We start from the raw sequence: 25,756 nt of genomic DNA on the forward strand, positions 1-25,756 counted from the left end.
CGCCGTCGCCGGCGCTCAAGGAGGTCCACCGTCCAGCATCTGCGCCAGCATCGCCGCGCCGCGCATGCTGCTGAACCCCGCCGCGATCTTGCGCCGGCCCGCCGCGCCCAGGTCTGCGGCGCGGGCCGGATCCCGCGCCAGCGCGATCAGCTGCGCCGCCATCGCCCGCGGATCGCCCGGCGGCACCAGAACCCCGTCGACCGCGTCGTCCACCAGTTCCGGGACACCGCCCGCGCCGGTCACCACGACGGGCAGTTCCATCGCCATCGCCTCCATGATCGCAACGCCCAGCGGTTCGGCCAAGCTGGCGAGTGCGAAGAGATGCGCCGCCTCCAGATGGCCGCGCAGGACATGCTCGTCCACCGCACCCAGCAACGTGACACCCACCGCCCCCGTGTCCGCGATCAGCGCGCTCAGCACCTGGCGGTAGCCGCCGCCCCCGCCCTCATCCTCGCCGCATATGCTCAGCCGCGCATCAATCCCCGCCGCGCGGACGATCGCGACCGCCATGATAAGGTCGGCATGACCTTTGCCGGGGTTCAGCCGCCCACATGACAGGATCCGCAACGGCCCAGCGCCCCGCCACGGCGCATAGCCGCTGGTCCGCCGGAAATCGTCGAGGTCCACGCCCATCGGCGCGATGCCGGTGCGCACCGGGAACGCTTCGCCCAGCGCCGCCGCGGTGGCGGCATACAGTTGCCGCGTGATGATCAGTGCGAACGTCGTGTGCCGCCATTTCTCGTGCTGGTTCGGCCCGTAATCGCCGAGCGGGCCGTGCAGGGTCAGGCTGTACGACAGCCCCGACAGCAGCCGCGCGAACATCGCGATATGCGCCGAGTCCGCGCAGGAATGGACATGGACATGGCTCCACCCGCGCGCACGCGCCAACGCCGCCAGCCGCCCGCCCAGCACCGCCAGTGCGATCAACCTGATCCGACCACGCCGGTCGAGCCCCTGGGCACGCCGGATCGAATCCAAACACCGTATCCAGCCGCCCGGAAACGCCCGGCCAATCGCGGCCGCGGCCCCACCGATCGACGCACCGTCGCGATCGGTCAGGTACACGGTCCGCGCCATCGCCTCCGCGCCCCAATCATGCGCGTTGACGCCGCGCGCCGGCCGCCGCGTCGACACGAGCTCCGCCTCGACCGCCATACCCGCCAGGGCACGCAGTTCGCGCCAGAAGAAGCTGTGCGTCTGGCCCGGAAATTCGGGAACGAGGTAACCGATCCTGTGCATTCCGCCTTTATGCCCGCGGTCCGCGCGGCTGCCTTTACCGCGAAACGCCCCCCGCTTTTGCCGCAGGTGCCAGCGCCGACAGCGGGACCACGCCGCCGTCCCCGAACCGCACCTTCGCCACCCGCGTCACGATCATGTCGCCCGCCGGCCCCGTCACGCGCACGCCGCCGTCGGCCGCCGCGAAACGATAGGCCGCGCGCTGGCCGCCGAGCTGCAGCACGTCGTCGCCTCCCCCACCGTCGATCCGCACCGCCGCGCCGCCACCCGGGACGAAGCGGTCGTCACCCGCCCCGCCGATCAGAATGTCGTATCCGTGCGCGGTCCCGGCGATCGTCTCGCCCGCCGGGCCGCCGCGGTGGATCCGTGCATCGGCATAGGCGACCGCCGCCCCGTCCGACCTTGGCGGATTGCGCCCGATCCAGTCGCGTAACGCCTGGTATCGCGGCGTCGTGGCCTGCTTGACCGTCTCCAACGCAGACCAGTTCCCCCATTTGGACGGCGTGCTTATGATCCCAAAATTGACGTACAGCGCGCCGCCCGCCGCCTGGAACGCCCGGTAGTTGCGCGTTTCTAGCGCGTGGAACTCCGGCCGGCGCTGCAACCGTGCCAGGAAATTCGTATAGGTCGCGTCGCCATGCTGCGACATCGGCGTCGTCTCGCCGAACCCGCTTTCATAGGTGACGAGCGTCAGCCCGCGCTTCCGCGCCTGTTCGGCGTGGTAGAGGTAGAAGGGTGCGTTGACGGTATCGATGCGGTCCGCCAGCGCCTTGATCGCCCGCCCGTACCCGCCGTCCGCGTCGGTCCACCACCCCTGCACCACCGGCACCGCGGCATCGTCGTTCATCGTGCCGTCGTAATAGCCGGTGATCGCATAGTCGTCGTACCCGGCTGATGTCGGCGCCGGCCGCCCGGCCGCATCCTGCCAGTCCGGCGCGTCGAGTCCGTCCGCCTCCAGCCCCTTCCACCCGAACTGCGTGTTGTACGTCATCCGCACGCGCCCGCGGCCGGCCGGCCCGAACGCCGTTTTCCAGATCGCCCCCACCTGCGCCCCGCGCAGCCCGTACCACCGCATCCATTTCGCATCGGGGCTGAACCGCACACGCGCCTTCGCCTCGGCGAACAAGGCCTGCGGAAACATGCGGTTCCACACCTCGTTCGACAATTCGACATGCACCGCCAGGTCGGGGCGCAGATGGTCGCGGACATAGGTCGCAAAGCCGCGGACGTAGTCGTCGCTGGCGTTGATCGGCATGTTGAACCACGGTTCCGCGCCCGTCCGGTTGGCGATCTCGACCATCGCCTCCACCGGCACGCCGCGCCCGCCATCACCCCAGCGGCGGTCGGTCGGCACCGCCCGGTCGGCCCAGCGCAACCAGGGCGCCGCCCGGATCGCGGCATCTCCCTCGATCGCGCGGCCCGCCGCGTCGAACAGCACGTTAGTCGCCATCCAGTCCATGAACCGCAACACCGCAAACGGCGCGACCTTTTCCAGAAATGCCGGATTGAACGTCAGCCCCGCCGCCTGGAGCGCCACGTCCGCCTCGCGCACCACTTGGATGTCGCGCAGATAGTCGCCGCGCCCGGCCGGGTCAGTGGCCGACAACCGCAGATACAGGCTGCCCGTGTCGCTCGCGCGCACCACCATCCGTCCGGGCGTGCGCGATACCGTCGTCGATCCGCCCACGCCCACGACGTCCAACGTCCCCTGCCCGGCATAGGTGACCACGTAGCGCGCGCCCGGTTCCGCCGCCGGATTGTCATGGATGACGTTCAGCAGCGCGGACGTGTAGCGCAGCGGCGATCCCGGCCCCGGCAACCGCATGACCCACCCGGCACGGTCCAGCGCGACGGGCTCGCCGGTATCATATTCGGTGGCCGTCTGCGGCAACCACCCGCTCGATGATTTCATCAGGTCGATCATCGCCAGCCCGGGGTTCCAGTAGGCCAGCCCGTCCAGGTTCGTCCCGATCGGCAGGACCGCGCGACGCGCCGGCGGCCGCGGCTCCACCGCCGAGCCAGCCGGTCCGCAGGCCACCGAGCACAGCCCGAGGCCAAGGATCACGATCAGGCGGGAAGCCGCGATATGCTGGATAATCCCCACTTCGTTCGCACCACTTCTATCGCGATCGGAATTCCGTAAGACTGATCGCAGCTTACCGGACGATACGGACTGCATAACCGGACATGACCGGACAGACCATGTCCGTAACAGCGTAGGCATAATACAGGATCGGTATTGCAATGTATGCGGCACAACCCTTCCTGGCTGGGTCCCGGATCTTGAAACAGAGGCGGTACCGTGTTCTGTTGCTGGCCGAAGTCGCCAATCCGGACATGGTCAGCGTGCCGCTCGTCGCCTGGTCGATCGCGGCGGCGCTGGCAAAGGTCGCGGACGTCCACCTCGTCACCCATGTCCGCAACCGCGATGCGATCGCCGCCCGCGGCTGGCAGGAGGGGCGCGACTTCACGATCATCGATACCGAATGGCTGGTGCGCGGCATCTTCCGGACGGCGCGGCTGCTGGGCGCGGGCGAGGAACGCGGCTGGACGATCTTCCAGGCGCTGGCCCCGCTCGGCTGCCTCGCGTTCGAACGGGCGACCTGGGCGCGCTTCGCCGGCGCACTGCGGGCAGGCGACTACGACCTCGTCCACCGCCTGACGCCGATGAGCCCCACCACGCCGTCGATCCTCGGCCCGCGGCTGAAGGCGGTCGGCGTGCCGCTCGTCGTCGGCCCGCTCAACGGCGGGCTGCCCTGGCCCCCCGGCTTTGCGGAGCGCATGCACCGCGAACGCGAAGGGTTGTCGCGGCTTCGCGGGCTGCATCGCCTGCTGCCGGGCTACCGCGCGACGCGCCGCGATGCAGCCGCGTTCCTCGCCGGGTCGCGCCATACGCTGGGCGAAATCCCGCGCTATGCCCGTCCGCAGAGCGTCTACCTGCCCGAAAACGGGATCGACCCGACCCGGTTCGGCAAGTCGCGCGTGCGGCGTGCGCAGGCGCCGTTGCGCGGGGCGTTCGTCGGCCGGTTGGTCCCCTATAAATGCGCCGATCTGCTCATCCGCGCCGCAGCGGACCTGATCCGTGCCGGCAAGCTGACTCTCGACATCATCGGCGACGGACCGGACCGCGCGATGCTCAACGCGCTCGTCGCGGACCTCGGGCTCGATCACGGCGTCACGCTGCACGGCACCGTCGCGCATGCCCGCGTGCAGGACCTGCTAGTCGACTGCGATTTCCTCGCCTGCCCCAGCATCCGGGAATTTGGCGGCGGCGTGGTGCTGGAGGCGATGGCACTCGGCGTCGCGCCGATCGTCGCCGACTATGGCGGCCCGACCGAACTGGTCGACGACGACACCGGCATCCGCGTCCCGTTCAGCGGCCCGGATGATCTCGTCGCCGGCCTGCGCGCGACTTTGGAGGCACTGGTCCGTGATCCGACCCGGCTCGATCGGATTGGCACCGCCGCAGCGGCCCGCGTCGCGGCCCTGTTCACGTGGGACCGGAAGGCGGAACAGCTGCTCCGCGTTTACGACTGGGTGCAGGCGCAGGGCCCCCGCCCCGACCTGCTGATCACCCCGCCGGCGGACGCGCCCGCGCCTGCCGAGCCCGCTGCCCCCGCCGCCGCAATGCAGGGCTGACGCGCATGGCCACCGTCGTCATCCTGGTGCTCAGCTTGATCACCTTGCTGCTGCTGCGCGCGGTGCCGGGGCCGATCGGTCGGTTGGCCGGTCCGCATCAGCTGGCGCTCGCGCTCGCACTGCCCATCGCGGCCAATTTCGGCGGCACCTATACGCTGTTCGCGATCGGGACGATGGGCCTGATGCTGCTCGCCCCCGCGATCACCGGCCGCGGCCTGGAACTGCCGCACGCCGCCGATGTCGCGCTCCGTGCCCGGCTCTACGTCTTCGCACTGCCGATGATGCCGATCCTGACGCGCACGGTGGCCGTATCGGGCCTCACGCTCGTCCAGATGACCTACGTCAACCTGCTGTCGCTCGGGATGGTGATGGCCATGATCCGCGCGGGGCAGAGCCTGCGTACGTCGTCGCTCGCCGGCTGGGATGTGCTGGCCGCGATCATGATCCTGGTCCAGCTGTTCATGAATGCTCGGGGCCAGGATGCCGGCTTTGCGGTACGCGCCACGCTCAATGTCCTGATGAACCTCGGCCTGCCCTATCTGATCGTCAGCCGCGCCTGCCTGCGCGCGCGCGCACCCGATATGCTGCTGTTGTCGCTCGTCGTCGCGGGCTGCGTGCTGGCGGTCATGGCGCCCGCGGAATCGGTTCATCACTGGCTGTTCTACGATTCGATGCCGGCGGCGGCGAACGCCGATCCGGAACTGATCTCCGGCTATACCAAGCAGCGCGACGGGCTGCTCCGCGCGCACGTCACCTACGGCGAATCGACCGGGCTCTCGCTGCTGTTCGGCCTGCTGATCGTCATGGTCTTCGCGTTGCGCGACCGGATCGGACCGCGCCGCATCGCCGCTGGTCTCGCCCTGCTGTTGTCGGCCGGGCTGCTCTTCACCTTTGCGCGGGTCGGCTACATCGTCGTCGCACTCGGCCTGCCCGCCTGCGCCGCCTACGAGCGGCGCTGGCGTCAGCTCGCGACGCTGCTGCTGGTCCTGCCCGGGCTGATGGGCGTCCTGCTCGTGGCGGCGCGCTATCTCCCGGTCGTCGCCGCCTCGATCGGCATCAGCGACGATGCCGCCGGCTCCGTCGACTACCGCTCGCAGCTGCTCACCGCCGGGCTGCAACTGATCCGCGAAAACTGGCTGACCGGCATCAGCTTGAAGACGTTGCTGGAGGAACTCGCCTTCCTTCAGACCGGTGAACAGATCGTCGATCTGGTCAACCAGCCGCTTGTCATCTTCATCCAGGCGGGCGTGTTCGGCGGCCTGCTCTATTTCGCAATGTTCGGGGCGGTGCTGGCCACTTTGTTCGCCCGCGGCCCACGGCTGGACGCCGATGCCCGCGCGGCCGGTGCCGCCTGTTTCGCCGGGCTCATCGGCATGATGGGCAGCCTGACGACGACCAGCTTCGGGCGGAACGAGATCACCTACATCGTGCTGCTCGCCGCGGGTGCCGGCGTCGCCGCGCGCCGTCGCCGCCCACGGCCGGTGGCGTCACCCGCCGCCGAACAGCAGGAAATACAGTTCGTTCCCGCCGACGCCCATCAGTAACCCGAAACCCAGCGCCGCCAGCATCAACAGCTCCTCACCGATCCGGAACACTCCGATCCGGCCGAGCTCGTACCAGCAGTACAGCATGACCGGGATCTCGATCAGCCCCACTGCGGCAACCAGCCCGATCGGCCCGGCGATCAGGAACCCGGCCGTCCCCATCGCCAGCAGCCAGCCCAGCCGGACGAGGTTGGCGATCAGCAACGTCCGCACCCGCCCCGCGACGATCAGCACCTCGCGCGCGGCATAGTTGTTGAGCGCGAAGGCCGGCGCGATCGACAGGATCTGCATGTACCGCGCCGCATCGGCATAACGCGGATCGTAGAGCAGGTGGATCACCGCCGGCGCCATCGCGATGAACCCGCCCATCGCGACCAGATACAGCAGCATTACCCAGCGCCGCCCGGCATAATAGACCGCGGCAAGCACATCGCTCCCCCGCCGCAGCGCATCGGCATAGGCCGGCAGCAGGACGCGGTTCGGATAGAGCTGCGTAAAGGCGGACGGCGCACCGGACAGGTTCGACGCCAGCACATACAGCCCGAACACCCCGAACGGGACCAGCCTGGACAGCGCGAACTTGTCGAAATTCGACAGCAGCACTTGGATCGTGTGCGCCCCCGCGACGGTCCGCCCAAACCGCCACATCGCGGTCACCTCCGCCCGGTCATAGCCGAACCGCCGCCGCGATCCGGGGAACAGGAGATAGCTCAGCACGGATCGCAGCGCCGTACCGATCAACCCGCCGATCACGATCGCCCAATAATTGTGCAGCAACAGCGCGAGCAGGATGCCGATCACCGTCTGTGAAACCGCGGTCACGATATCGAGCAGGCTCAGCATCGCCAGCCGCTGCCGCCTGATGGCCGACAACGGGGCGAGCGAGGATATCCCCTCGATCACGAACTGGAATGCGGTGACGACGATCACCGCGTGCATCGCCGGCTTGTCGAGCAGCCCGGCGATCGGTCCGGCCAGCACGAGCAGGATTAGCGTCAGCAGCGCCGACCGGACCAGCCGCACCGTCCAGACGATGTCGAGCAGCCGCGGCTCGTCCCCGCGCGGATGCTGGACGATGTAGACGCCGAACCCAAAGTCGGAGATCATCCCCATCACGACCAGAATGGCCGCGGTGATCCCCGCCACGCCGAAATCGGCCGGTGACAGCGCGCGCGTCAGGATGATCGTGCTCAGGATACGCAGTGCGTTGGCGGCCACGATCGTGCCCGCGACCATGCTGGTGCCGCTGGTCAGCGCGGTCCGCCACGTCGGCGGGAACGCGGCACTAGCCATGTCGGGACGGCGCCCCCCGCCTGCCCCCGCTCACGCCGCGGCCGGCGTCAGGAGTTCCAGATACCGGTCGGCCGCATGCGCCGTCGTGAACTGCCCCAGCCAGCCGTCGGCGGGCGGAGCCGCGGGCGCGCGTTCCGACAGCACGCGCAGCATCTCGGTCGCCAGCCGGTCGCTGTCGCCGACCGGGATCAGCGTACCGTACCGCCCACCGGCCAGCGCTTCCGCGGGGCCGGACGGGCAATCGGTAGCGATCACCGGCGTGCCGACCGCCATCGCTTCGATCACGACATTGGCCAGGCTTTCGAAATCGGACGACAGCACCAGCAGCGCGGCCTTCGCGACATAGGCATGCGGATTCGGCGCGAAGCCCGGCATGGCGACGTCCTCGTCCAGCCCCAGCGTGCGGACCAACGTCTCCAGCATCTCCCGCTCCTGCCCGTCCCCCAGGATCAGCAGCTTCACGGTCCGCGTCGCGCGCACCTGTGCGAACGCGCGGATCAGCATCGCGAAATTCTTCTGCGGTTCCAGCCGGCCGACCGCGATCACCACCGGCACGTCCGATGCGGTGAACCACGGATGATCGACCGCCTCGCGCGATTGCGCGATCAGCGCATCGCTCACGATCGGGTTGTAGATGCATTCGATCGATCCCGGATCGATGCGCAGCACGTCGGCCAGGTCGTTCGCCGTCCCGCGGCTGACCGCGACGATCGAATCGGCGTGCGGGTACAGGTAGTGCGCCAGCGGGAAGAACCAGTAGCGCGCCTGCCACGGCCGCGGCGCGGCGCGATCGACCGACGGGAAACAATGCTCCGTCAGCATCAGCCGCAACGGGATTCCCGCCAGCCGCCGCGCCACCACGGCATACAGGTTGGGAAAGCCGAAGCTGGTACACATCATCGCGCGCGGCCTCCGCTCGCGCAGGAACCGCACCAGCTTCACCATCCGCGTCACCGGGTCGCGCGCGCCCAGCACGCGGTACGCGATGCCGGCCGGGATCAGTGTGCGGAACGGCGAATAGGGATTGTCCAGGTCGACCAGGATCAACGGCACCAGCCCCCGCGCCTGGAATTCCTCGGCTAGGTTGAACACGACCCGGTCGACCCCGCCATTGTGCAGCTGCCGCGTATAGAAGACGATATCGATGCGACCCGGCGGGCCAAGCTCATCATCGGTCATGCTGCCACTCCGGTCATGCGGGAACGGGGACGGCGGTCGCCGTCTGCGGTGTCTCGGCCACGGGCCGCTGCTCGGCGATCGTCGCGGACAGGATGGCGAGCACCCGCCGCGCCTGTTCGTCCCAGCCCAGCCCGGCCTCTTCCAGATGCCGGCGGGCCGCCGCACCCAGCCGACGGCGCAGCGGTGCATCGTCGGCCAGGGTCCGCATCGCGGCGGCCAGCCCCTCGACCAGCGCATCCTCCGACGCCGGATCGATCAGCAGCGCGCAGTCGAGCCCGGCATATTGCGCGGCACCCGCCCAATCGACGCCGATGATCGGCAGGCCGGTGGCCATCGCCTCCATCATCGCCATCCCGCCGCATTCGCGCAGCGACGGCGTCACGAAGACGTCGGTCCGGGTCAGCAGGTCGACATAGGCCTCGATCGGCAACCGCCCATGCAGCACGACCTGCGCCTCCAGCCCTTCCAGCCGGACCAGCGCGGCGATCGTGTCGAGCAACTCCCCGTCGCCGACCAGATCAAGCCGCACGCGACGCCGCGCCTGCCCGTCGCCAGCATCGTCCCGCGCCAGCAACGCGAAAGCGCGCACTAGATAGCCGATCCCCTTCCAGTCGACGAAGCGCCCGCAGAAGATGAACGACACGACCCCGTCGGGATCGTCCGGCAACGGCGCCCGTTCCTGCCACCGGCGCAGGTCGACCGCGCTTTCCATCTGCATGTGAATTCGCCCGCTCGTCCGCGCCGGCAGCGCGGCGCGCGTCCGCTCGTTGGCGACGATCAGCGCGGCGGCGCGGCGCTTGCCCGGGATCAGCCCGTGCAGCACCGCCGACCCCGCCCGCGCCGCCCATATCATCAGCGTCACGACCGGCCCGTCCAATGTGCGGAACGCGGGCGGCAACGCCATCCCGCCGCTCATCGGCCCGATCACCACCGGCCGCCCCAGCTCGAACAATGCGCTTACCGCCTTAGCCGCGATCGGCGTCGGCTGGAACACCACGTCCACTCGCTGCTTCGCGATCACCGCCCTCGCCATGCGCCGCACCCGGAACTGCGTCAGAATCTGGATCAGCTGGTTGACGACCAGGTCCTGCACACGGTGCGGCAGGAACCGTTCCAGCGCGAACAGTCTGCGCTGCAGCCACCCGTCCGCCACGAACCGCACCCGCGCGAACATCGCCGGCGGCAGGTCCCGCCTCAGATCCTCGCGCACCCGCTCATGGCAGATGACGTCCACCTGGTGCCCCGCGGCCAGAAACTCGATCAGATAATGATAGGGCAGGATCGTCTCGCCGCTCAGCCGCAGCGAGATATTCTCCGCGACGAGCAGGATGTGCATTGGCCGGTCGGGTTCGATCGCCTCCATCTGCATCCCGCCGTCCTCTTCCCGGTCGTGTCCGCCGTTCGATACCCGCGCCACCGGACGCTCCGCCAGTTGCGACCAACCTGTGCCGTCGTCCCCCCGCCGGGAAATCCCCACGGGATACGTCGTGGGGCCGCACCGGTATTCTCCCGTACCGCCCGCTCCGCGATGCTGCCCGGACGCAGGAGTGGCCCCATGAACCGACCCCCATGCCGAACAAGACCGCCTCGGTCGGGACGTCCGTCTTGACCGCGCTGGCCTGGCTGCTGGCAGGTATCGCCGCCTGGCCGATGACCGTGGTGATCGTCGAATGCCTCGCCGGCGTGCGTGCGCCCGTGGCCGCATCGCCGGACGACGCCGTCGACCCGCCACCGTTCGGCGTGATGGTCCCGGCGCATGACGAGGCGGCCGGCATCGGTCCGGTCCTGGCCGCGATCCATGCCGAACTCCGGCCCTGCGACCGCATCCTGGTCGTCGCCGACAATTGCACGGACGCCACCGCGGCGATCGCGCGGGCAGCCGGTTCGGACGTCGTCGAACGCACAGCGCCGGACCTGCGGGGCAAGGCCTACGCACTCGCGTTCGGGCGCGACCAGCTCGCTGCTGATCCGCCGACGGTCGTCGTGCTGGTCGACGCCGATTGCCGGCCCCTGCCTGGGGCGCTGCGCCGGCTGGCGGCCAGCGCCGCGCGACACGATGCCGCGGTGCAGGGGCGCTACCTGCTCGATCCGCCGACGACAGCCGGTGCCGCGGTCCGGATCTCGGCCTTTGCATTTATGGTTCGCAACATGGTGCGCCAGCGCGGGCTCGACCGGATCGCCGGCATGGCGCAGCTCCAGGGGTCGGGCATGGCGATGCCGTGGCGGATCTTCTCCACAGCCCCGCTCGCCACCGCCTCGCTGGTCGAGGATCTGAAGCTCGGGCTCGACCTCGCGCTGTCCGGCGAGACGGTGCGCTTCGCGGACGACGCGCGATTTCTGGCCGCCACCGCGTCGCTCACCGCGACCGCGACGCAGCGCACCCGGTGGGAACAGGGCATGCTGGCCACCGCCACAGCCTACCTGCCCCGCCTGATCGCCGCCGGCCTCGCACGACGGCCCGCTTTGCTGTTGATCGCCGCGGACCTCAGCGTGCCGCCGCTCGCCCTGCTCGCCGCGCTCGTCGGCGCGACGCTGCTCGTCCTGGGGCTAGTGGGCGTGATTGGCAGTTCGGCGGCACCTTTCCTCTTCCTGCTTACGGTCGGTTGCCTGTTTGCCGGCGTTCTCGCGCTCGTCTGGTCGCGGCTCGGTCGCGCCGTCCTGCCCCCGCGCATGATCACGGACCTGCTCGGCTACGTGGCCTGGAAACAGCCGATCTACCTTCGCCTGCTCCGCCGCCGCGAGCAAAGCTGGATCCGCACGAGTCGCGACCCATGAACCGAACCCAGCCACTCAATTCGCCCGTCATCGGCGCCGTCGTCATCGGCCGCAACGAAGCCGCCCGGCTCGGGCGTGCGCTGGCCAGCGTGCGGGAACAGATCGCCACGATCGTCTATGTGGATTCGGGATCGCAGGACGCGAGCCGGGAAATCGCCGCGTCGCTCGGCGTCGACGTCGTCCGGCTGCCGATCGCCTCGGGCTTCACCGCCGCACGCGCACGCAACGCCGGGTTCGCCCGCCTGCGGACGCTCCTCCCCGCAGTCGACCTCGTTCAGTTCGTCGACGGCGACTGCGACCTTGAACCCGGCTGGGTCGCCGCCGCGACCGCGTTCCTGCGCGCCGTGCCCGACGCCGCTGTCGTCTGCGGCCGGCGACGCGAACGCTTCCCGGATGCCAGCCGCTACAACCGACTGTGCGACCATGAATGGGACACGCGGATCGGCCGGACGGAAAGCTGCGGCGGGGATGCGCTGTTCCGCGCGGCCGCCTTTGCCGCCGTCGACGGCTTCTGCGACACGCTGATCGCGGGCGAGGAACCCGAACTCTGCCACCGCCTGTCGCGCGCCGGCTGGACGATCCACCGCATCGATCACGCCATGACGCGGCACGATGCGGCGATGACCCGGTTCGGCCAGTGGTGGCAGCGCAATCGGCGCAGCGGCTATGCCCACGCCCAGGCTCTGACGATGCGCGACGGGCTCGACACCCGGCTGCTGCGGATCGTCGCCAGCAACATCTTCTGGTCCACCCCGGTCGGCTGGCCGCTCTGGCCGCTACTCTGGTTGCGCCTGCTCGTCCGGCGCGGTGCGCTGTACGCGACCTATACGACCATCGGCAAGCTGCCGCATCTCCATGGACAGATCGACTATTGGTCGCGGCAAAGGCGGCTTATAGAATATAAATGATGGCGCAACCATCAATGCGCGGATGGTAGAATCCACCACATAATCGACCAACTTGGCGATCTTAGCGGATCGTCCTACCAGACTATATCGATCTTTTATCAGGGTCGTTGCCGAATACGGGGGGAATGATCATGCGATACTTGTGGGTCACGTCCGTGCCCGTCGCCTGCACGCTGTTGCTCGCGACGCCCGCGCCGGCCCGCACCTGCGCCGCTGCTACGACGGCGTTGCCCGCTACGGTCTGCCGCGCGGATCGTGATCGCAACGCTCGCGACGTCGCTGTCACCTGGGGCACCGCACTCGCCCTACTCTGCAGCGCCGGCATCGCCGGGGGCCAGGCCGCGCGCCGCCGCTCGGCCCGGGCGGTCCTGTCATGACGCCGGACGGGCTACCTGACCGGAGCGAGGCCTTCCCCGCCTTGCCTGTGCGCGGACCACGGTGGCGCTGCGTCCTGATCGGGTCGGAAACGCTGCTGATGCGGTGCGGCGACATGCTGATCGCCGCCGGGCACCGGATTGCGGCGGTCGTCAGCGACGCGCCCGCCATCCGTCGTTGGGCGGAGGACGCCGGCATCGCGCCGACGACGCTGGCGCAGCTCCCGGCGCTTGCTCCGTTCGACTATCTGTTCAGCATCACCAATCTGTCCGTCTTGGCGGCCGAGACGCTCGCATTGCCGCGCAAGGCCGCGATCAATTTCCATGACGGCGTCCTGCCCGACTATGCCGGCCTCAACACGCCGGCCTGGGCGCTGCTGAACGGCGAACTCCGCCACGGCGTGACGTGGCACGCGATGACCGCTGACGTCGACCGCGGCGACATCCTCGTCACGCGGTCGTTCGGGATTGAGGTCGGCGAAACCGCTCACTCCTTGAACACGCGTTGCCTGGCCGAAGGGATCGCCTCTTTCGCCGTGCTGATCGACGGCCTCGCCGCCGGAACGATCTCCGGCCGGCCGCAGGACGCCGCGCCGACACGTTACTACAGCCGCACCGATCGCCCGTTCGCCGCGGCAATGATCATGTGGGACCGCCCGGCGGACGCCATCGCCGCCATGGTGCGCGCACTCGATTTCGGCGGCCACCGCAATCCGCTCGGCATGCCCAAGACGTCGTTCCGCGGCACACCGTTGCTGGTGGTGGAGGCGACACCGCTCGCCGATGCCTCAACCGCCGCGCCGGGCACGATCGTCCGCGCCGACCGCACCGCCCTCCATGTCGCGACCGGCACCACCGATCTCGCGCTGGTCCGCATTGCCGGGATCGACGGTCGCATGATCGCGCTGCCCGATGCGATCGACCGGTTCGGGCTGTGCCCCGGCAGCCGGCTCGAACCCGCGACCGATCTGGCTGCGCTGTCGGTCCATGACGCCGCCTGCGCCGGGCATGAACATTGGTGGCGCCGGCGCCTGGCGCAGTCCCGCCCGCCGGTGCTGGACCTATCACCCGGTGAGCCCGCCGAGGAACGCGTCGTCACCGACGACGCGGTCGACGGTCATGCCGACGGCCAGCTCCTGCTCGCCGCCGCGGTAGCGTGCCTTGCCCGCGTCGCCGACCGATCCGGGTTCGAAATCGGCTTTTCCGATCCGGTCTTCGCCGCACAGGACGCGCCGGTCGCCCACTGGGTCGCGCGCCGCCTGCCGCTGCGCATCGATATCGATTGGCAGGCGGGGCTCGGCACGCTGGCCGCCGCGCTCGACACCGACATCCGCCGCCTCCACCGCCATATCGGCTACGCCATCGACCTCGTCGCGCGCAGCCCCGAACTCACCGGGATCGATACCGACCTGCCCGTCGCAGTGACACTGGTCGATCGGCTCGACGACGCGGATGCCGACGCCGACGCCGCCCTCACGCTCGCGATCCGGACGGATGGCCGGGGTTGCCGCTGGATCCATGATCCTGCCCGGCTCGACATGGCCCTGTTCGCAACGATCCGTTCTGCGTTCCACGCGCTGCTCGCCGCCGGCCACGCCGATCCCGATCGTCCGGTGGCACTCCTCCCGCTGATGGCCGACGCCGACCAAGCCCGGATGGTCCATGGCTGGAACCAGACGGCGGCCCCGTGGCGCGACGATGCCTGCGTCCATCACCTGTTCGCCGAACAGGCCGCACGCACGCCCGACGCGCCGGCGCTGACCTGCGACGGCGTCACGCTGAACTATGCCGATCTGGACGCGCGTGCGAACCGCTTCGCGCGCCACCTCGCGTCGCTCGGCGTGGGCCGCGGAACGCTGGTTGGGCTGCACCTCGAACGCTCGCTCGACATGGTTGTCGCATTGATCGGCATCCACAAGGCGGGCGGCGCCTATGTCCCGCTCGACCCGGCCTACCCCGCCGCCCGGCTCGCCCACATGATCGCCGACAGCGCCGCGCTGCTGATCGTCAGCCGCACGGCGCTGGCCGCCACGCTGCCGCCCGGTCCGGCCCGCGTGCTGTGCATCAATCAGGACATGGCCGTCATCGCGCTGTTGCCGGACACCGCGTTCGACGGCGGCGCGGGGCCCGCCGACCTCGCCTATGTCATCTACACCTCCGGATCGACCGGCCTGCCCAAGGGCGTCATGGTCGAACATCGCAACGTCGCGAACTTCTTCGCCGGCATGGATGCGCTGATCAAACCGGGCGGCGTGTGGCTGGCCGTCACCAGCCTCAGCTTCGACATCTCCGTCCTCGAACTCTGCTGGACGATCGCGCGCGGCGCGCATGTCGTGATCGCGCCGGCCGATGCCGCAACGTCGCGTGCCACCGCCGCACCCCGCGGCCCCGTCGCGTTCAGCCTGTTCTACTTCGGCAATGCCGACAGCAGCGAAGAGCCAGATCCCTACCGCCTGCTGCTGGACGGCGCGCGCTTTGCGGACGACCACGGCTTTTCCGCGGTCTGGACTCCGGAACGCCATTTCCATGCGTTCGGCGGCCTTTATCCCAACCCGGCGGTGACCGGCGCGGCGATCGCGGCGATCACCACGCGCGTCGCGATCCGCGGTGGCAGCGTCGTCGTGCCGCTGCATCACCCGCTGCGCGTGGCGGAGGAATGGGCGCTGGTCGACACGCTGTCGCACGGCCGCGCCGGTATCGCCTTTGCCGCCGGGTGGCAGCCCGATGATTTTGTCCTGCGGCCCGATGCCTTTGCGGACCGGCCGGCCGCGCTGATGACCGGGATCGACGTCGTCCGCGGCCTGTGGCGGGGGGAGGCGCGCAGCTTCCCCGGCCCGCTCGGATCGGACGTCGCGGTGCGCAGCTTTCCGCGGCCGGTCCAACCGGAACTGCCGTTCTGGATCACCACCGCCGGCAACCCGGACAGTTTTGCCGCCGCGGGCCGGGCCGGCGCGTCGGTCCTCACCCATCTGCTGGGCCAGACGGTAGCCGAACTGGCCGACAAGATCGCCACCTACCGCGCCGCGTTCGCCGCTGCGGGTCATGCGGGATCGGGCCAGGTCGCGCTGATGCTGCACAGCTTCGTCGGCGACGATGCCGACGCGGTGCGCGACGTCGTCCGGCAGCCGCTGACCGACTATCTGCGGACCTCCACCAACCTGCTCAAATCGTTCGGCTGGTCGTTTCCCGCCTTTCGCCGTCGTCCGGGCATGACCGATACGCAGCCCGATCTCGCCGGACTGGACGATGACGAGATGGCCGCGCTGCTCGATCACGCCTTCACCCGCTATCACGACACCGGTGGCCTGTTCGGCACGCCCGCGCATTGCCTCGCGATGGTCGATCGAGTCCGCGCGGCCGGTGTCGATGAGATCGCCTGCCTGATCGATTTCGGCGTGCCGGCGCAGACCGTGCTCGATCACCTGCCTGCGCTCGATCGGCTGCGGCAGCTGTCGATCGATCCGCCGCAGCTCGATCAGAGCCCGGTCGCGCTCATGCTCCGCCACGGCGTCACCCATCTCCAGTGCACGCCCTCGCTGGCGCAGATGCTGGTCGCGGACGACGCGGCCGCACCCGCACTCGCGCGGCTCGACATGATGATGGTGGGGGGCGAAGCATTCCCCCCCGCGCTCGCCCGCCGGCTCGAAACGCTCGTCGGCGGCAACGTCGTCAACATGTACGGGCCGACCGAAACGACGATCTGGTCGACGACGCACCGGCTCGACGGCACCCCCGGCGCGGTCCCGATCGGCCGCCCGCTCGCCAACCAGTCCTGCTTCGTGCTCGACAGTCGGCAACAGCCGGTACCGCCCGGCATTGCGGGCGAACTGGTCATCGCCGGCGCGGGCGTTGTGCGGGGCTATTTGGGCCGGCCGTCACTGACCGCAGAACGCTTCGTGCCGTTGCCGTTCCTGGACGATACACGCGGCTACCGGACCGGCGATCTTGTCCGGCAACGCGCCGACGGTCTGCTCGACTATCTCGGGCGGATCGACAACCAGGTGAAGATCCGCGGCCACCGCATCGAACTGGGCGAGATCGAGTCCGTCCTCGCCACGCACCCCGCCGTGGCGCAAGCCGCCGTCGTCGCGCGGGAGGATACGCCCGGCGACGTCCGGCTGATCGCCTATCATGTCCCCGCCGCCGGGGCCGCGCCGGACGATCTGCGCGCCTACCTCCGCACGCGGCTGCCCGAATTCATGGTCCCCGGCTTCGTGGTCGCGCTGCCGGCGCTGCCTCGCACGCCGAACGGCAAGCTCGACCGCGCGCAGCTGCCGCCGCCCGAACAGGTCCAGCCGGCCGCGCCCGCCGCGTTCGCGGTGCCGATGGAGGGGCTGGAGGCGCGGATCGCGACGGTCTGGCGCGACGTGCTCAAACTCGACGCGGTCGGCCGGAACGACAATTTCTTCGATATCGGCGGCCATTCGCTGCTCGCGGTGCAACTGCACCGCAGTCTGCGCGATTTCGTCGGCCGCCCGCTCGCCCTCACCGATATCTTCCGCTTCCCCACCGTCGCCGCGCTCGCCCGCCACCTGGCGGACGGGGAGGACGACAGCGCGGCCCAGGCGGCGGAGGCGCGCGCGTCCGGGCGCCGCGCCGTCCTGCGCCGGGGCCGCACCGGGGCGCGACCCGCGCTTGCCACCGTGACGAGGGGCTGACCCCATGGACCATGCGACCGATCTCTTCCGCGCCGACGACGGAACCGCCGACGGCGAAGCCGCAGCGGACACCGCGATCGCGATCGTCGGCATGGCCTGCCGCTTCGCCGGCGCGCGCACCCCCGCGGACTATTGGGCCAATCTGCGCGACGGCGTCGAATCGATCGCCCGTTATTCGGACGAGGAACTGCGCGACCGCGGTGTCGATCCGGCGTTGCTCGCCTCCCCCGACTATGTGCGCGCCGGTGCACCGATCGCCGACATGGACTGTTTCGACGCCGCCTTGTTCGGCCTGTCCCCGCGCGACGCGGCGATCATGGATCCGCAGCACCGCCATTTCCTGGAATGCGCGTGGGAGGCGCTGGAGGACGCCGGCCATGTGCCGGCGCGCTTTGACGGCGCGATCGGGGTGTTCGGCGGGTCGGGCCACAACAGCTATCTGGCGAGCAACCTGCTCACCAATCCGTTGCTCGTCCGCGATGTCGGCCGCTTCCTGTTGCGCCATACCGGCAACGACAAGGATTTCCTGACAACGCGCGTCTCCTACCTGCTCGACCTGAAAGGGCCCAGCCTCAACGTCCAGACCGCCTGCTCCACCTCGCTCGTCGCGGTGCATATGGCGGCGCAGAGCCTGCTGACCGGCGAATGCGACATGGCGATCGCAGGCGGCGCATCGATCGAACTGCCGCACGGCCATGGCTACACCTATGACGAAAGCGGCATCCTCTCGCCCGACGGCCATTGCCGGCCGTTCGACGCGGCGTCCGAAGGCACCGTGTTCGGCAGTGGCGTCGGCATCGTCGTGCTGCGCCGGCTGGCGGATGCGGTGGCGGACGGCGACCATGTCTATGCGGTCATTCGCGGATCGGCGATCAACAACGACGGCGCGGGCAAGGTCGGCTATCTCGCCCCCAGCCTGGACGGGCACGCCCAGGCGGTGACCGAGGCGCTCGCGGTCGCCGGCATATCGGCGGACACGATCGATCATGTCGAGGCCCATGGCACCGGTACGCCGGTCGGCGATCCGATCGAGGTCGCGGCACTGACCCGGGCATTCCGCCGCCACACGTCGCGCACCGGCTATTGCGGGCTCGGATCGGTTAAGGCCAATATCGGCCATACCGATACCGCGGCCGGCGTCGCAGGACTGATCAAGGTCGCGCTGGCGCTTCACCACGGGCAAATGCCGCCCACACTCAATCACAGCACCGCCAACCCAGGCTGCGACATCGCACAGACGCCGTTCAGCGTCACCACCCGGCTCACCCCCTGGCCACGCGCCGCGCATGGGCCCCGTCGCGCCGGGATCAGCTCGCTTGGCGTGGGCGGCACGAACGCGCATGTGATCGTGGAGGACGCCCCCGAACGGACGAAGGAAGCCGCCGGCCGCGGGCACCACATCTTCACGCTGTCTGCCCGGTCGGCCTCCGCGCTCGACGCGAACGCTGCGGCTCTCGCCTGTCATCTCGCTTCGCACCCCTGCCTCGACCCAGCCGACGTAGCCTACACGCTGTCGATCGGGCGGCAGGCGCTGCCGCATCGCCGCGTGATCGTGGCCGACGGGATCGCCGACGCGGCGGACGCGCTCGTCACGCCGGCCCGCGTCCATTCGGCGCAGGCCGGCGACGCGCGCCCGGTCGCGTTCCTGTTCTGCGGCGCGGGGTCGCAGCACGTCGGCATGGGGCGCGACCTCTATGACGCCGAACCGGTGTTCCGCGACATGGTCGACGCCTGCATCGATCATTGCCGCGCGCTGGATATCGATCTGCGGCGCTGGCTGTTCCCGGCGGTCGACGACATCGAACAGGCCGCCGCCGAACTGAAACGCCCGTCGGTGGCGCTACCCGCTTTGTTCACCATCCAGGTGGCCCTCGCCCGGCTGTGGCAGGCCTGGGGCGTCACCCCATCCGCCATGATCGGCCACAGCTCGGGCGAATATGCTGCGGCGCACTTGGCCGGCGTGATCGGGCTCGAAGACGCGCTCCGCATCGTCGCCACACGCGGCCGCCTGTTCGAATCCGTACCCGGCGGCGCGATGCTGAGCGTCGCCGCGTCGGAAGATGCGTTGCGCGCGCTGCTGACGCCCGACCTGACCATCGCGGCGATCAACGGCGCGGAACTCTGCGTCGCCTCCGGCCCGGCGCCGTCGATCGACCGGTTGCAGGCGACGCTGGCGGCGGCCGATGTCGAATGCCAGCGCGTGGCGATCGACGTCGCGGCGCATTCCGCGATGCTCGATCCGATCCTCGACGCGTTCCGCGCCTGCCTTTCGACCGTCCGGTGGAGTCCGCCGACGCGGCGCTTCGCATCGAACCTGACCGGCGACTGGATCACCGCGGTCGAGGCGACCGACCCCGAATATTGGGTCCGTCACCTGCGCGAAACGGTCCGCTTCACCGACGGCCTCGCCCGCCTGATGCAGGACCGCGACCAGATCCTGCTCGAGGTCGGGCCGGGCCGCTCAGTCTCCAGCCTCGCCCGCCGGCATCCGGCCCGCTCCGCGGACCAGCCGGTGCTGAACGCGATGCGCCACCCGACCGAGGCGGTCAGTGACTTGGCGCATCTGCTGACGGTAGCGGGCCGGCTCTGGACGCTCGGCGTCGCGATTGATTGGGATGCCTATTGGTCGCGCGAAACCCGCCTGCGCGTGCCGCTGCCGACCTACAGCTTCGACCGCACCCGCCACTGGATCGAGCCCGGCGTGACCGCGTCGCAGGGACCGCAGCACGACGTCACGGAACGGCGCCCCGACATCGCCGACTGGTTCTACGCACCCGTCTGGCACCGCAAGCCGCTGCTCCCCGGCGGTGAGTCGACCGACGGACCCGTGCTGCTCTTCCAGGACCGCGAAGGTCTCGGGACAGCGATCGCGGATCGGCTCCGCACGGCCGGCCGCGTCGTGACGACGGTCCAGACCGGTCGCGTCTTCCGCCGCAACGGACCCGACGGCTTCATCCTGCCGGCCGGCGACAGAACCGCCTACGACGCGCTCGTCGCCGCCCTCGCCGCCGATGGTCGCCTGCCAACCGAAATCTTCCACTGCTGGCTGGTGACCGGCCAGACACCCGCGCGCTCCGACCGCCGGCAGATCGACGGTACTCAGCAAACCGGCTTCTACAGCATGCTTTTCCTGGTCCAGGCGCTGGCCGAGGCGGGGAGCGGTGCGCTCGCCATCGCGGCGATCTCGGACGGTATCCAGCGGGTCTGCGACGAACGACTGCTCGCCCCGGCCAAGGCGACGGTCCTCGGCCTCTGCCGCACCGTCGCGGCCGAGTATCCGGACATCCGCATCCGCAGCGTCGACGTCATCCTGCCCGCGCAGGCCGGCGCGCGCGACCTGCTAGCCGCCGCGCTGATCGCCGAGAACCATGCGACCGACACCGCCGCCACGATCGCGTACCGCGCAGGCGAGCGTTGGGTCCAGTCGTTCGATCCCGCCCCGCCCGCCACTTTGCCAGGACCTGCGCTCCACCTGCGCACGCGTGGCACCTACCTGATCACCGGCGGGCTCGGCGGGCTCGGCCTCGCGCTGGCACGACATCTCGCCGCCACGGTGCAGGCGCGGATCGCGCTGCTGTCGCGCACCGCGTTGCCCCCGCGGGATCAGTGGGACGGCGTGCTGGCGCAGGAAACGGATGATCGCGACGCAACCGTCATCCGCCGCATCCTGGCGGTCGAAGCGGCCGGCGGCGAGGTACTGGTCGTCACCGCCGACGTCGCCGATGCGCAGGCGCTGCGCCGCGCGATCGCGTTGGTCCGCGACCGGTTCGGGGCGATCGACGGCGTCTTCCACGCCGCCGGCGTGCTCGACGACGGCGTCATCCAGTCCAAGACGATGGCGGCGGCGTCCGCAGTCATAGCCCCCAAACTGGCCGGCACGCTCGCGCTGGAGGCCGCACTTGCCGCCGATCCGCCGCGCTTCATGCTGCTGTTCTCGTCGGTCAGCGCCTTCGCCGGCCTGCCGGGGCAGGCCGATTACGCCGCCGGCAACGCCTTCCTGGACGCCTACGCCCAGTCCCGCCGCGATGACGAGCGCACCCGCGTGATGGCGGTCGGCTGGAGCCGCTGGTCCGACGCAGGCATGGCGGCGATCACCGGGCCCGACACGGCCGGCCCGCCCGAACCGATCGGCGCGGGCCTGCCGGTCAACCATCCCTTCCTCGATACGCGGCACGACCTGCACGACGGCGGCCTGCTCGTCACCGCACGGATCGGCCCGGCCACGCATTGGCTCCTCGACGAACATCGCCTGGCCGACGGCAGCGCGCTGATCCCCGGCACCGGTTTCCTCGAACTGGTTCGCGCGGCCGCTACACTGACCGCCGACGGCGCCCTCCTGCTTACCGACGCCGCGTTCCTCGCGCCGTTCGCGGTCGGCGCCGGCGATACACGCGACCTGCGCATCCATATCGCACCGATCCACGCGGGGGCCCCGGTCCCGTTCGTCCTGTACGGCCGCGCCACCTCGTCTCCGGACGCCGGCTGGACGCTTCACGCCCGCGGCACGATCGGCCACGACACCGACGCCGCGCCCGCCCCGATCGACCTCGACGCCATCGGGCGGCGTTGCGCAGAACCCGTCCGCGTCGTCGGCGTCGCCGCCCCGCATCTGCGGTTCGGCCCGCGCTGGGATACCATCCGCGACGCACGCCGCGGTCCGGACGAGGCGTTGCTGTCGCTCCGGCTCGCCGACGCCTTCCAGGCCGATCTCGACCGCGTCCGGCTCCACCCGGCGCTGCTGGACATGGCATCGGCCGGTGCGCAGTGGCTGATCCCCGGCCATGATCCCGCCCGCGATTTCCTCGCCCCCATGCGCTGGGGCCGGTTGCGCATTCTCAGGGCCCTGCCCGCCGACATCGTCGCGCACGTCCGCCTACGCCCGACCGAACCGGACGCGGCGCTCGCGATCTTCGACGTCACGGTGTGCGATCAGGCCGGCGCCGTTCTGGTCGACGCCAGCGGCTTCACCATGATCCGTGTCCGCGACGCGACACTGCTCGCCTCGCCTGCCCCGATCGCTCGCCCGATCGTGCCGGCCGAAGCGGCGCCCGCCATGTCGCTGACCGCGCGGGAGGGGATGGCCGTCATCGACCGCATCCTGGCCGCCGGTGCCGCCGCGCACCTCGTCGTCTCGCCGGTCGATCTCTACCCCGCGGTGGCCGGCCTCCACGCCGCGCTCGCCCCGCGCGCCAAGGCCCCCCGCGCCGACGCCGTCGATGCGCCGCGGACCGCGACCGAACAGGCGATCGCCGACCTCTGGTGCAACATGCTCGGGGTGGACAATGTCGGGCGGTCCGACGATTTCTTCGATCTGGGCGGCCATTCGCTGCTCGCCGTCCAGTTCATCAACCGGTTGCGCAAGCAGACCGGCATGGTCCTGCCGCTCGCCGCCCTGCTCCAGGGTCCGACGATCGCCCAACTGGCGCTTCTCCTCGATCCCGCCGCACAGGACGACACGGATGCCGACACGCCGCCGGTCGCCGCCGTCACCAGTCTCGATACGGTCCGGTTGGTCAGCGACGCCGCGCCCGCCCGCCGTGCGCCCGATCTGATCGCGATCCGCCCCGGCGATCCGCGGTCCGCACTGTTCATCGTGCATGACGGGCTCGGCGAAACGCTGCTCTACCGCTCGCTCGCCTACCGGCTTACGGCGGGCCAGGCGGTGTTCGGCATCGAACCGGCGCGGCGGCCCGATGGCAGCATCGGCTACGTCAGCATCCCGGACATGGCCGCCGACTATGTCGCGCGCGTCCGCCGGCAACAGCCCGACGGCCCCTATCTGATCGCCGGGCTCTGCGCGGGCGGCGTCATAGCGTTCGAAATGGCGCGCCAGTTGCAGGATGCGGGCGCGACGGTCGCGTTGGTCGCGATCTTCGATGCCGCAGACGTCGAAGCCGACATGCGCCGCTTCTACGTCATGCGTGCGCGGATCGATCGACTTCGCCATCTGATGCAGTCCGCGCGCGGCACGTCGCCCGTCGCGATCGCCACGGTCGGATCGCAACTGGTCCGCAAGGCGGGCAATACGCTGGCGTGGGAGGTGCGGTCCCGCATCGAACGCCGCCGTCAGTTGCGCTCGGTCACGCAGGCACCAGACGCCTCGCTACCGGGCGGCGCAACACTCGCCGGGCCCGACCTCGCCTTCCTCCAGCTTTACGAGATCGCGCACCGCGCGCATCGGCCCGCCGGCTTGTTCAGCGGCGGCGACGTGCTGCTGTTCAGGGCGTCGGGACCCAGCGTGGACGAGGAGGACGAACCGTTTGCCGAACGCTACGCCGATCGATTGCTCGGCTGGGGCAAGCGGGTGGAGGACGACATCATCCTGATTCCGGTCCCCGGCGGGCACTTCACGCTGCTGCGCGAACCGCATGTCACCGCGGTCGCCGAACGGTTGCAGGACGCGATCGACACCGCGCTGCGTCGCGCGGCTGCGTCAACTGATTCGGCTCCGGCGGTTTCGCCCGTGGCCACGCTTGCGGCTGTGTCATGACGCAACCATCCACGCCGGCCACCATGCTCGCGGTCATCGTGAACTACCGCACTGCCGACCTCGTGATCGATTGTCTCGAAAGCCTGGTAGCGGAGGTCGCCGCCGTCCCTGGGCTCAGCGTCTGCGTAGTCGACAACGCGTCGAACGACGGGTCCGACGAACGGATCGCCGCGGCGATCGCTTCGAACGGGTGGCATGGCTGGGCGACATCGATCGCGGCGCCGACCAATGGTGGGTTCGCCGCCGGCAACAATGTCGCGATCCGCCCCGCGCTGGCCAGCGCCAACCCGCCGGATCTCTGCTGGCTGCTCAACCCCGACACACGCGTCCAACCCGGCGCGACTGCCGCAATCCTGGACTTTTTCACCGATCACCCCGCGGTCGGCATCGCCGGTACCGCACTGGTCGAGGAGGACGGCAGCCCATGGCATTATGCCTTCCGCTTCCACAGCGTGCTCAGCGAGCTGGAACGCGGCGCGCGGCTGGGGCCGGTCTCGCGCCTGCTGTCCCACCGTGCCGTTCTCCGGCCGATGGGCGATCGCATCCAGCCGGTGGACTGGGTGTCGGGGGCCAGCATGATCGTCCGCCGCGGGGTGTTCGAAATGATCGGCCTCATGGATGAACGCTACTTCCTCTATTATGAGGAGACGGATTTCTGTCGGCGGGCCGCCCGTGCCGGCTGGCCGACCTGCTACCTGCCACAGGCGACCGTCATGCACATCGCCGGGCAGAGCACGGGATTGACCGGGCCGCGCCCTGCGCTTCACCGCGTGCCGGACTATTGGTTCGAATCACGGCGGCGCTATTTCCTCCGCCATCACGGGCGCGCCTATGCCGCGCTCGCAGATGCGGCGTGGCTGGCCGGTCATGTTGGCTGGCGGTTGCGGCGCTGGCTGTTCCGCCGGCCCGATCCCGATCCGCCCCGGCTGATCCGCGATTTCCTGCGCCACTCGGCCGTGTTCCCGCGCGCGGCAGGCATGCGCGCCGCGCGCATCTTTTGAAGGACGCCGGCACGGCGATCGGCGGCGATTGCCTACCGATGGCGATCTGGCTGGTCGATCTAACCGTCGAACCCGAACAGCGGCTGGTCGATCGGCTCTCCGATGTTGAACAAGATCGCGCGGCACGCTTCCTTCGCTCGGTGCCTCGCCGACGTTATCTGGCGGCGCATTGCGCACTGCGGCAGCTGGTTGAACGGCATTGCCATGTTCCGGCCGCAGCGCAACGCTATCACCGAACGGACGCCGGACAGTGGCACTGCGACGGCCTGTCCGGCTGGCACCTCAGCCTCAGCTATGCCGGCGACGTCGGGTTGGTCGGGCTGGGCCAGCACGGCGCGATCGGCATCGACCTCGAAACCGACCGACCCATTGTAAACGCCGCCGGCCTGGTCCGCAGCTATTGCTCGCGCGCCGAACGGCTCGCCTTCGCGCTGCTGCCGCGTGCCGATCGGAACGCCGGCTTCCTGCGCGCCTGGACCCGGAAGGAAGCGTGCGCAAAGGCGCTCGGCCGCGGCCTCTCAATCCCGCTGGCGGAACTGGACTGCGGGATCGACGGAGCCCACCGCACCCTCTGCTACAGCGACCGACGAATCGACGTCGGCTCGTTCCGGCCGGCCGCGGGGCTCGTCGCCGCATGGGCGCAGCTCCGCTGATCGCGC

14 protein-coding genes and 3 pseudogenes are annotated in these 25,756 nt (G+C 70.0%); 12 read left to right on the plus strand and 5 right to left on the minus strand.

Features of this window, described 5'->3' with window-relative positions:
• Positions 1–15: 15 nt before the first annotated feature.
• Positions 16–1,239, minus strand: a complete 1,224-nt coding sequence (gene epsE / locus IEX50_RS11935) for an exopolysaccharide biosynthesis GT4 family glycosyltransferase EpsE (RefSeq protein WP_157176119.1) — start codon at positions 1,237–1,239, stop codon at positions 16–18.
• A 34-nt stretch (positions 1,240–1,273) separates the two neighbouring features.
• A complete protein-coding gene (locus IEX50_RS11940) occupies positions 1,274–3,301 on the minus strand; it encodes a hypothetical protein (RefSeq protein WP_188699474.1) in 2,028 nt (675 codons plus the stop codon).
• 218 nt (positions 3,302–3,519) lie between these two features.
• Here IEX50_RS11940 and IEX50_RS11945 point away from each other — a divergent pair, with 218 nt between their 5' ends.
• Together IEX50_RS11945 and IEX50_RS11950 are read left to right on the plus strand one after the other, a co-directional pair.
• Positions 3,520–4,875: a glycosyltransferase family 4 protein gene (locus tag IEX50_RS11945; RefSeq protein ID WP_221237601.1), complete on the plus strand. Its 1,356-nt coding sequence runs from the start codon at positions 3,520–3,522 to the stop codon at positions 4,873–4,875.
• Positions 4,876–4,880: 5 nt separating this feature from the next.
• The gene (locus tag IEX50_RS11950) at positions 4,881–6,419 is read left to right on the plus strand and encodes an O-antigen ligase family protein (RefSeq protein WP_157176122.1); all 1,539 of its coding nucleotides are present in this window, start codon (positions 4,881–4,883) and stop codon (positions 6,417–6,419) included.
• Here the strand turns inward: IEX50_RS11950 and IEX50_RS11955 are convergent.
• The 3 genes from IEX50_RS11955 to IEX50_RS11965 are packed head-to-tail and all read right to left on the minus strand — an operon-like array spanning position 6,363 to position 10,308.
• Positions 6,363–7,712, minus strand: coding sequence for an oligosaccharide flippase family protein (locus IEX50_RS11955; RefSeq protein ID WP_157176123.1), 1,350 nt, complete (start codon positions 7,710–7,712; stop codon positions 6,363–6,365). The two genes, IEX50_RS11950 and IEX50_RS11955, sit on opposite strands and share 57 nt — an antisense overlap.
• A gap of 30 nt (positions 7,713–7,742) precedes the next feature.
• Complete coding sequence (locus IEX50_RS11960; protein ID WP_184075210.1) at positions 7,743–8,891, minus strand: glycosyltransferase; 1,149 nt, start codon at positions 8,889–8,891, stop codon at positions 7,743–7,745.
• Between the two features lie 13 nt (positions 8,892–8,904).
• Positions 8,905–10,308 carry a glycosyltransferase family 4 protein gene (locus tag IEX50_RS11965; RefSeq protein WP_157176125.1) on the minus strand — a complete coding sequence of 468 codons (1,404 nt, stop codon included), beginning with the start codon at positions 10,306–10,308 and terminating at the stop codon, positions 8,905–8,907.
• A 152-nt stretch (positions 10,309–10,460) separates the two neighbouring features.
• Between IEX50_RS11965 and IEX50_RS11970 the strand changes: the two genes are divergently transcribed.
• From IEX50_RS11970 to IEX50_RS12000, 10 genes and pseudogenes are all read left to right on the plus strand, one after another.
• A complete protein-coding gene (locus IEX50_RS11970) occupies positions 10,461–11,666 on the plus strand; it encodes a glycosyltransferase family 2 protein (RefSeq protein ID WP_157176126.1) in 1,206 nt (401 codons plus the stop codon).
• The gene (locus IEX50_RS11975; RefSeq protein WP_157176127.1) at positions 11,663–12,574 is read left to right on the plus strand and encodes a glycosyltransferase family 2 protein; all 912 of its coding nucleotides are present in this window, start codon (positions 11,663–11,665) and stop codon (positions 12,572–12,574) included. The genes IEX50_RS11970 and IEX50_RS11975 overlap by 4 nt, the downstream gene beginning before the upstream one ends.
• Before the next feature lie 131 nt (positions 12,575–12,705).
• Complete coding sequence (locus IEX50_RS11980) at positions 12,706–12,951, plus strand: hypothetical protein (RefSeq protein WP_157176128.1); 246 nt, start codon at positions 12,706–12,708, stop codon at positions 12,949–12,951.
• A gap of 113 nt (positions 12,952–13,064) precedes the next feature.
• Positions 13,065–13,838 (plus strand): annotated as a pseudogene (locus tag IEX50_RS17865) (formyltransferase family protein); the annotation flags it as partial.
• A 6-nt stretch (positions 13,839–13,844) separates the two neighbouring features.
• A pseudogene (locus IEX50_RS17870) lies at positions 13,845–15,299 on the plus strand (AMP-binding protein); the annotation flags it as partial.
• 57 nt (positions 15,300–15,356) lie between these two features.
• Positions 15,357–17,192, plus strand: a pseudogene (locus IEX50_RS17875) (MupA/Atu3671 family FMN-dependent luciferase-like monooxygenase); the annotation flags it as partial.
• A gap of 81 nt (positions 17,193–17,273) precedes the next feature.
• Positions 17,274–17,606: a phosphopantetheine-binding protein gene (locus IEX50_RS17880; protein ID WP_444544619.1), complete on the plus strand. Its 333-nt coding sequence runs from the start codon at positions 17,274–17,276 to the stop codon at positions 17,604–17,606.
• A 4-nt stretch (positions 17,607–17,610) separates the two neighbouring features.
• Positions 17,611–24,096, plus strand: a complete 6,486-nt coding sequence (locus tag IEX50_RS11990; protein ID WP_157176130.1) for a type I polyketide synthase — start codon at positions 17,611–17,613, stop codon at positions 24,094–24,096.
• A complete protein-coding gene (locus tag IEX50_RS11995; RefSeq protein ID WP_157176131.1) occupies positions 24,093–25,097 on the plus strand; it encodes a glycosyltransferase family 2 protein in 1,005 nt (334 codons plus the stop codon). Before IEX50_RS11990 ends, IEX50_RS11995 begins: the two co-directional genes overlap by 4 nt.
• Before the next feature lie 38 nt (positions 25,098–25,135).
• A complete protein-coding gene (locus tag IEX50_RS12000; protein ID WP_157176132.1) occupies positions 25,136–25,750 on the plus strand; it encodes a 4'-phosphopantetheinyl transferase family protein in 615 nt (204 codons plus the stop codon).
• Positions 25,751–25,756 lie beyond the last annotated feature (6 nt).

It is taken from the genome of Sphingomonas prati, assembly GCF_014643515.1.
In the GTDB taxonomy this organism is placed as follows: Bacteria; Pseudomonadota; Alphaproteobacteria; order Sphingomonadales; family Sphingomonadaceae; genus Sphingomonas_R; species Sphingomonas_R prati.

Coding starts and splice junctions, on each gene's coding strand:
- IEX50_RS17880 (WP_444544619.1), top strand. CDS start 17,274: ATGGAGGGGCTGGAGGCGCGGATCGCGACGGTCTGGCGCGACGTGCTC.
- IEX50_RS11990 (WP_157176130.1), top strand. CDS start 17,611: ATGGACCATGCGACCGATCTCTTCCGCGCCGACGACGGAACCGCCGAC.
- epsE (WP_157176119.1), bottom strand. CDS start 1,239: ATGCACAGGATCGGTTACCTCGTTCCCGAATTTCCGGGCCAGACGCAC.
- IEX50_RS11955 (WP_157176123.1), bottom strand. CDS start 7,712: ATGGCTAGTGCCGCGTTCCCGCCGACGTGGCGGACCGCGCTGACCAGC.
- IEX50_RS11970 (WP_157176126.1), top strand. CDS start 10,461: ATGCCGAACAAGACCGCCTCGGTCGGGACGTCCGTCTTGACCGCGCTG.
- IEX50_RS11995 (WP_157176131.1), top strand. CDS start 24,093: ATGACGCAACCATCCACGCCGGCCACCATGCTCGCGGTCATCGTGAAC.
- IEX50_RS11980 (WP_157176128.1), top strand. CDS start 12,706: ATGCGATACTTGTGGGTCACGTCCGTGCCCGTCGCCTGCACGCTGTTG.
- IEX50_RS12000 (WP_157176132.1), top strand. CDS start 25,136: ATGGCGATCTGGCTGGTCGATCTAACCGTCGAACCCGAACAGCGGCTG.
- IEX50_RS11950 (WP_157176122.1), top strand. CDS start 4,881: ATGGCCACCGTCGTCATCCTGGTGCTCAGCTTGATCACCTTGCTGCTG.
- IEX50_RS11960 (WP_184075210.1), bottom strand. CDS start 8,891: ATGACCGATGATGAGCTTGGCCCGCCGGGTCGCATCGATATCGTCTTC.
- IEX50_RS11975 (WP_157176127.1), top strand. CDS start 11,663: ATGAACCGAACCCAGCCACTCAATTCGCCCGTCATCGGCGCCGTCGTC.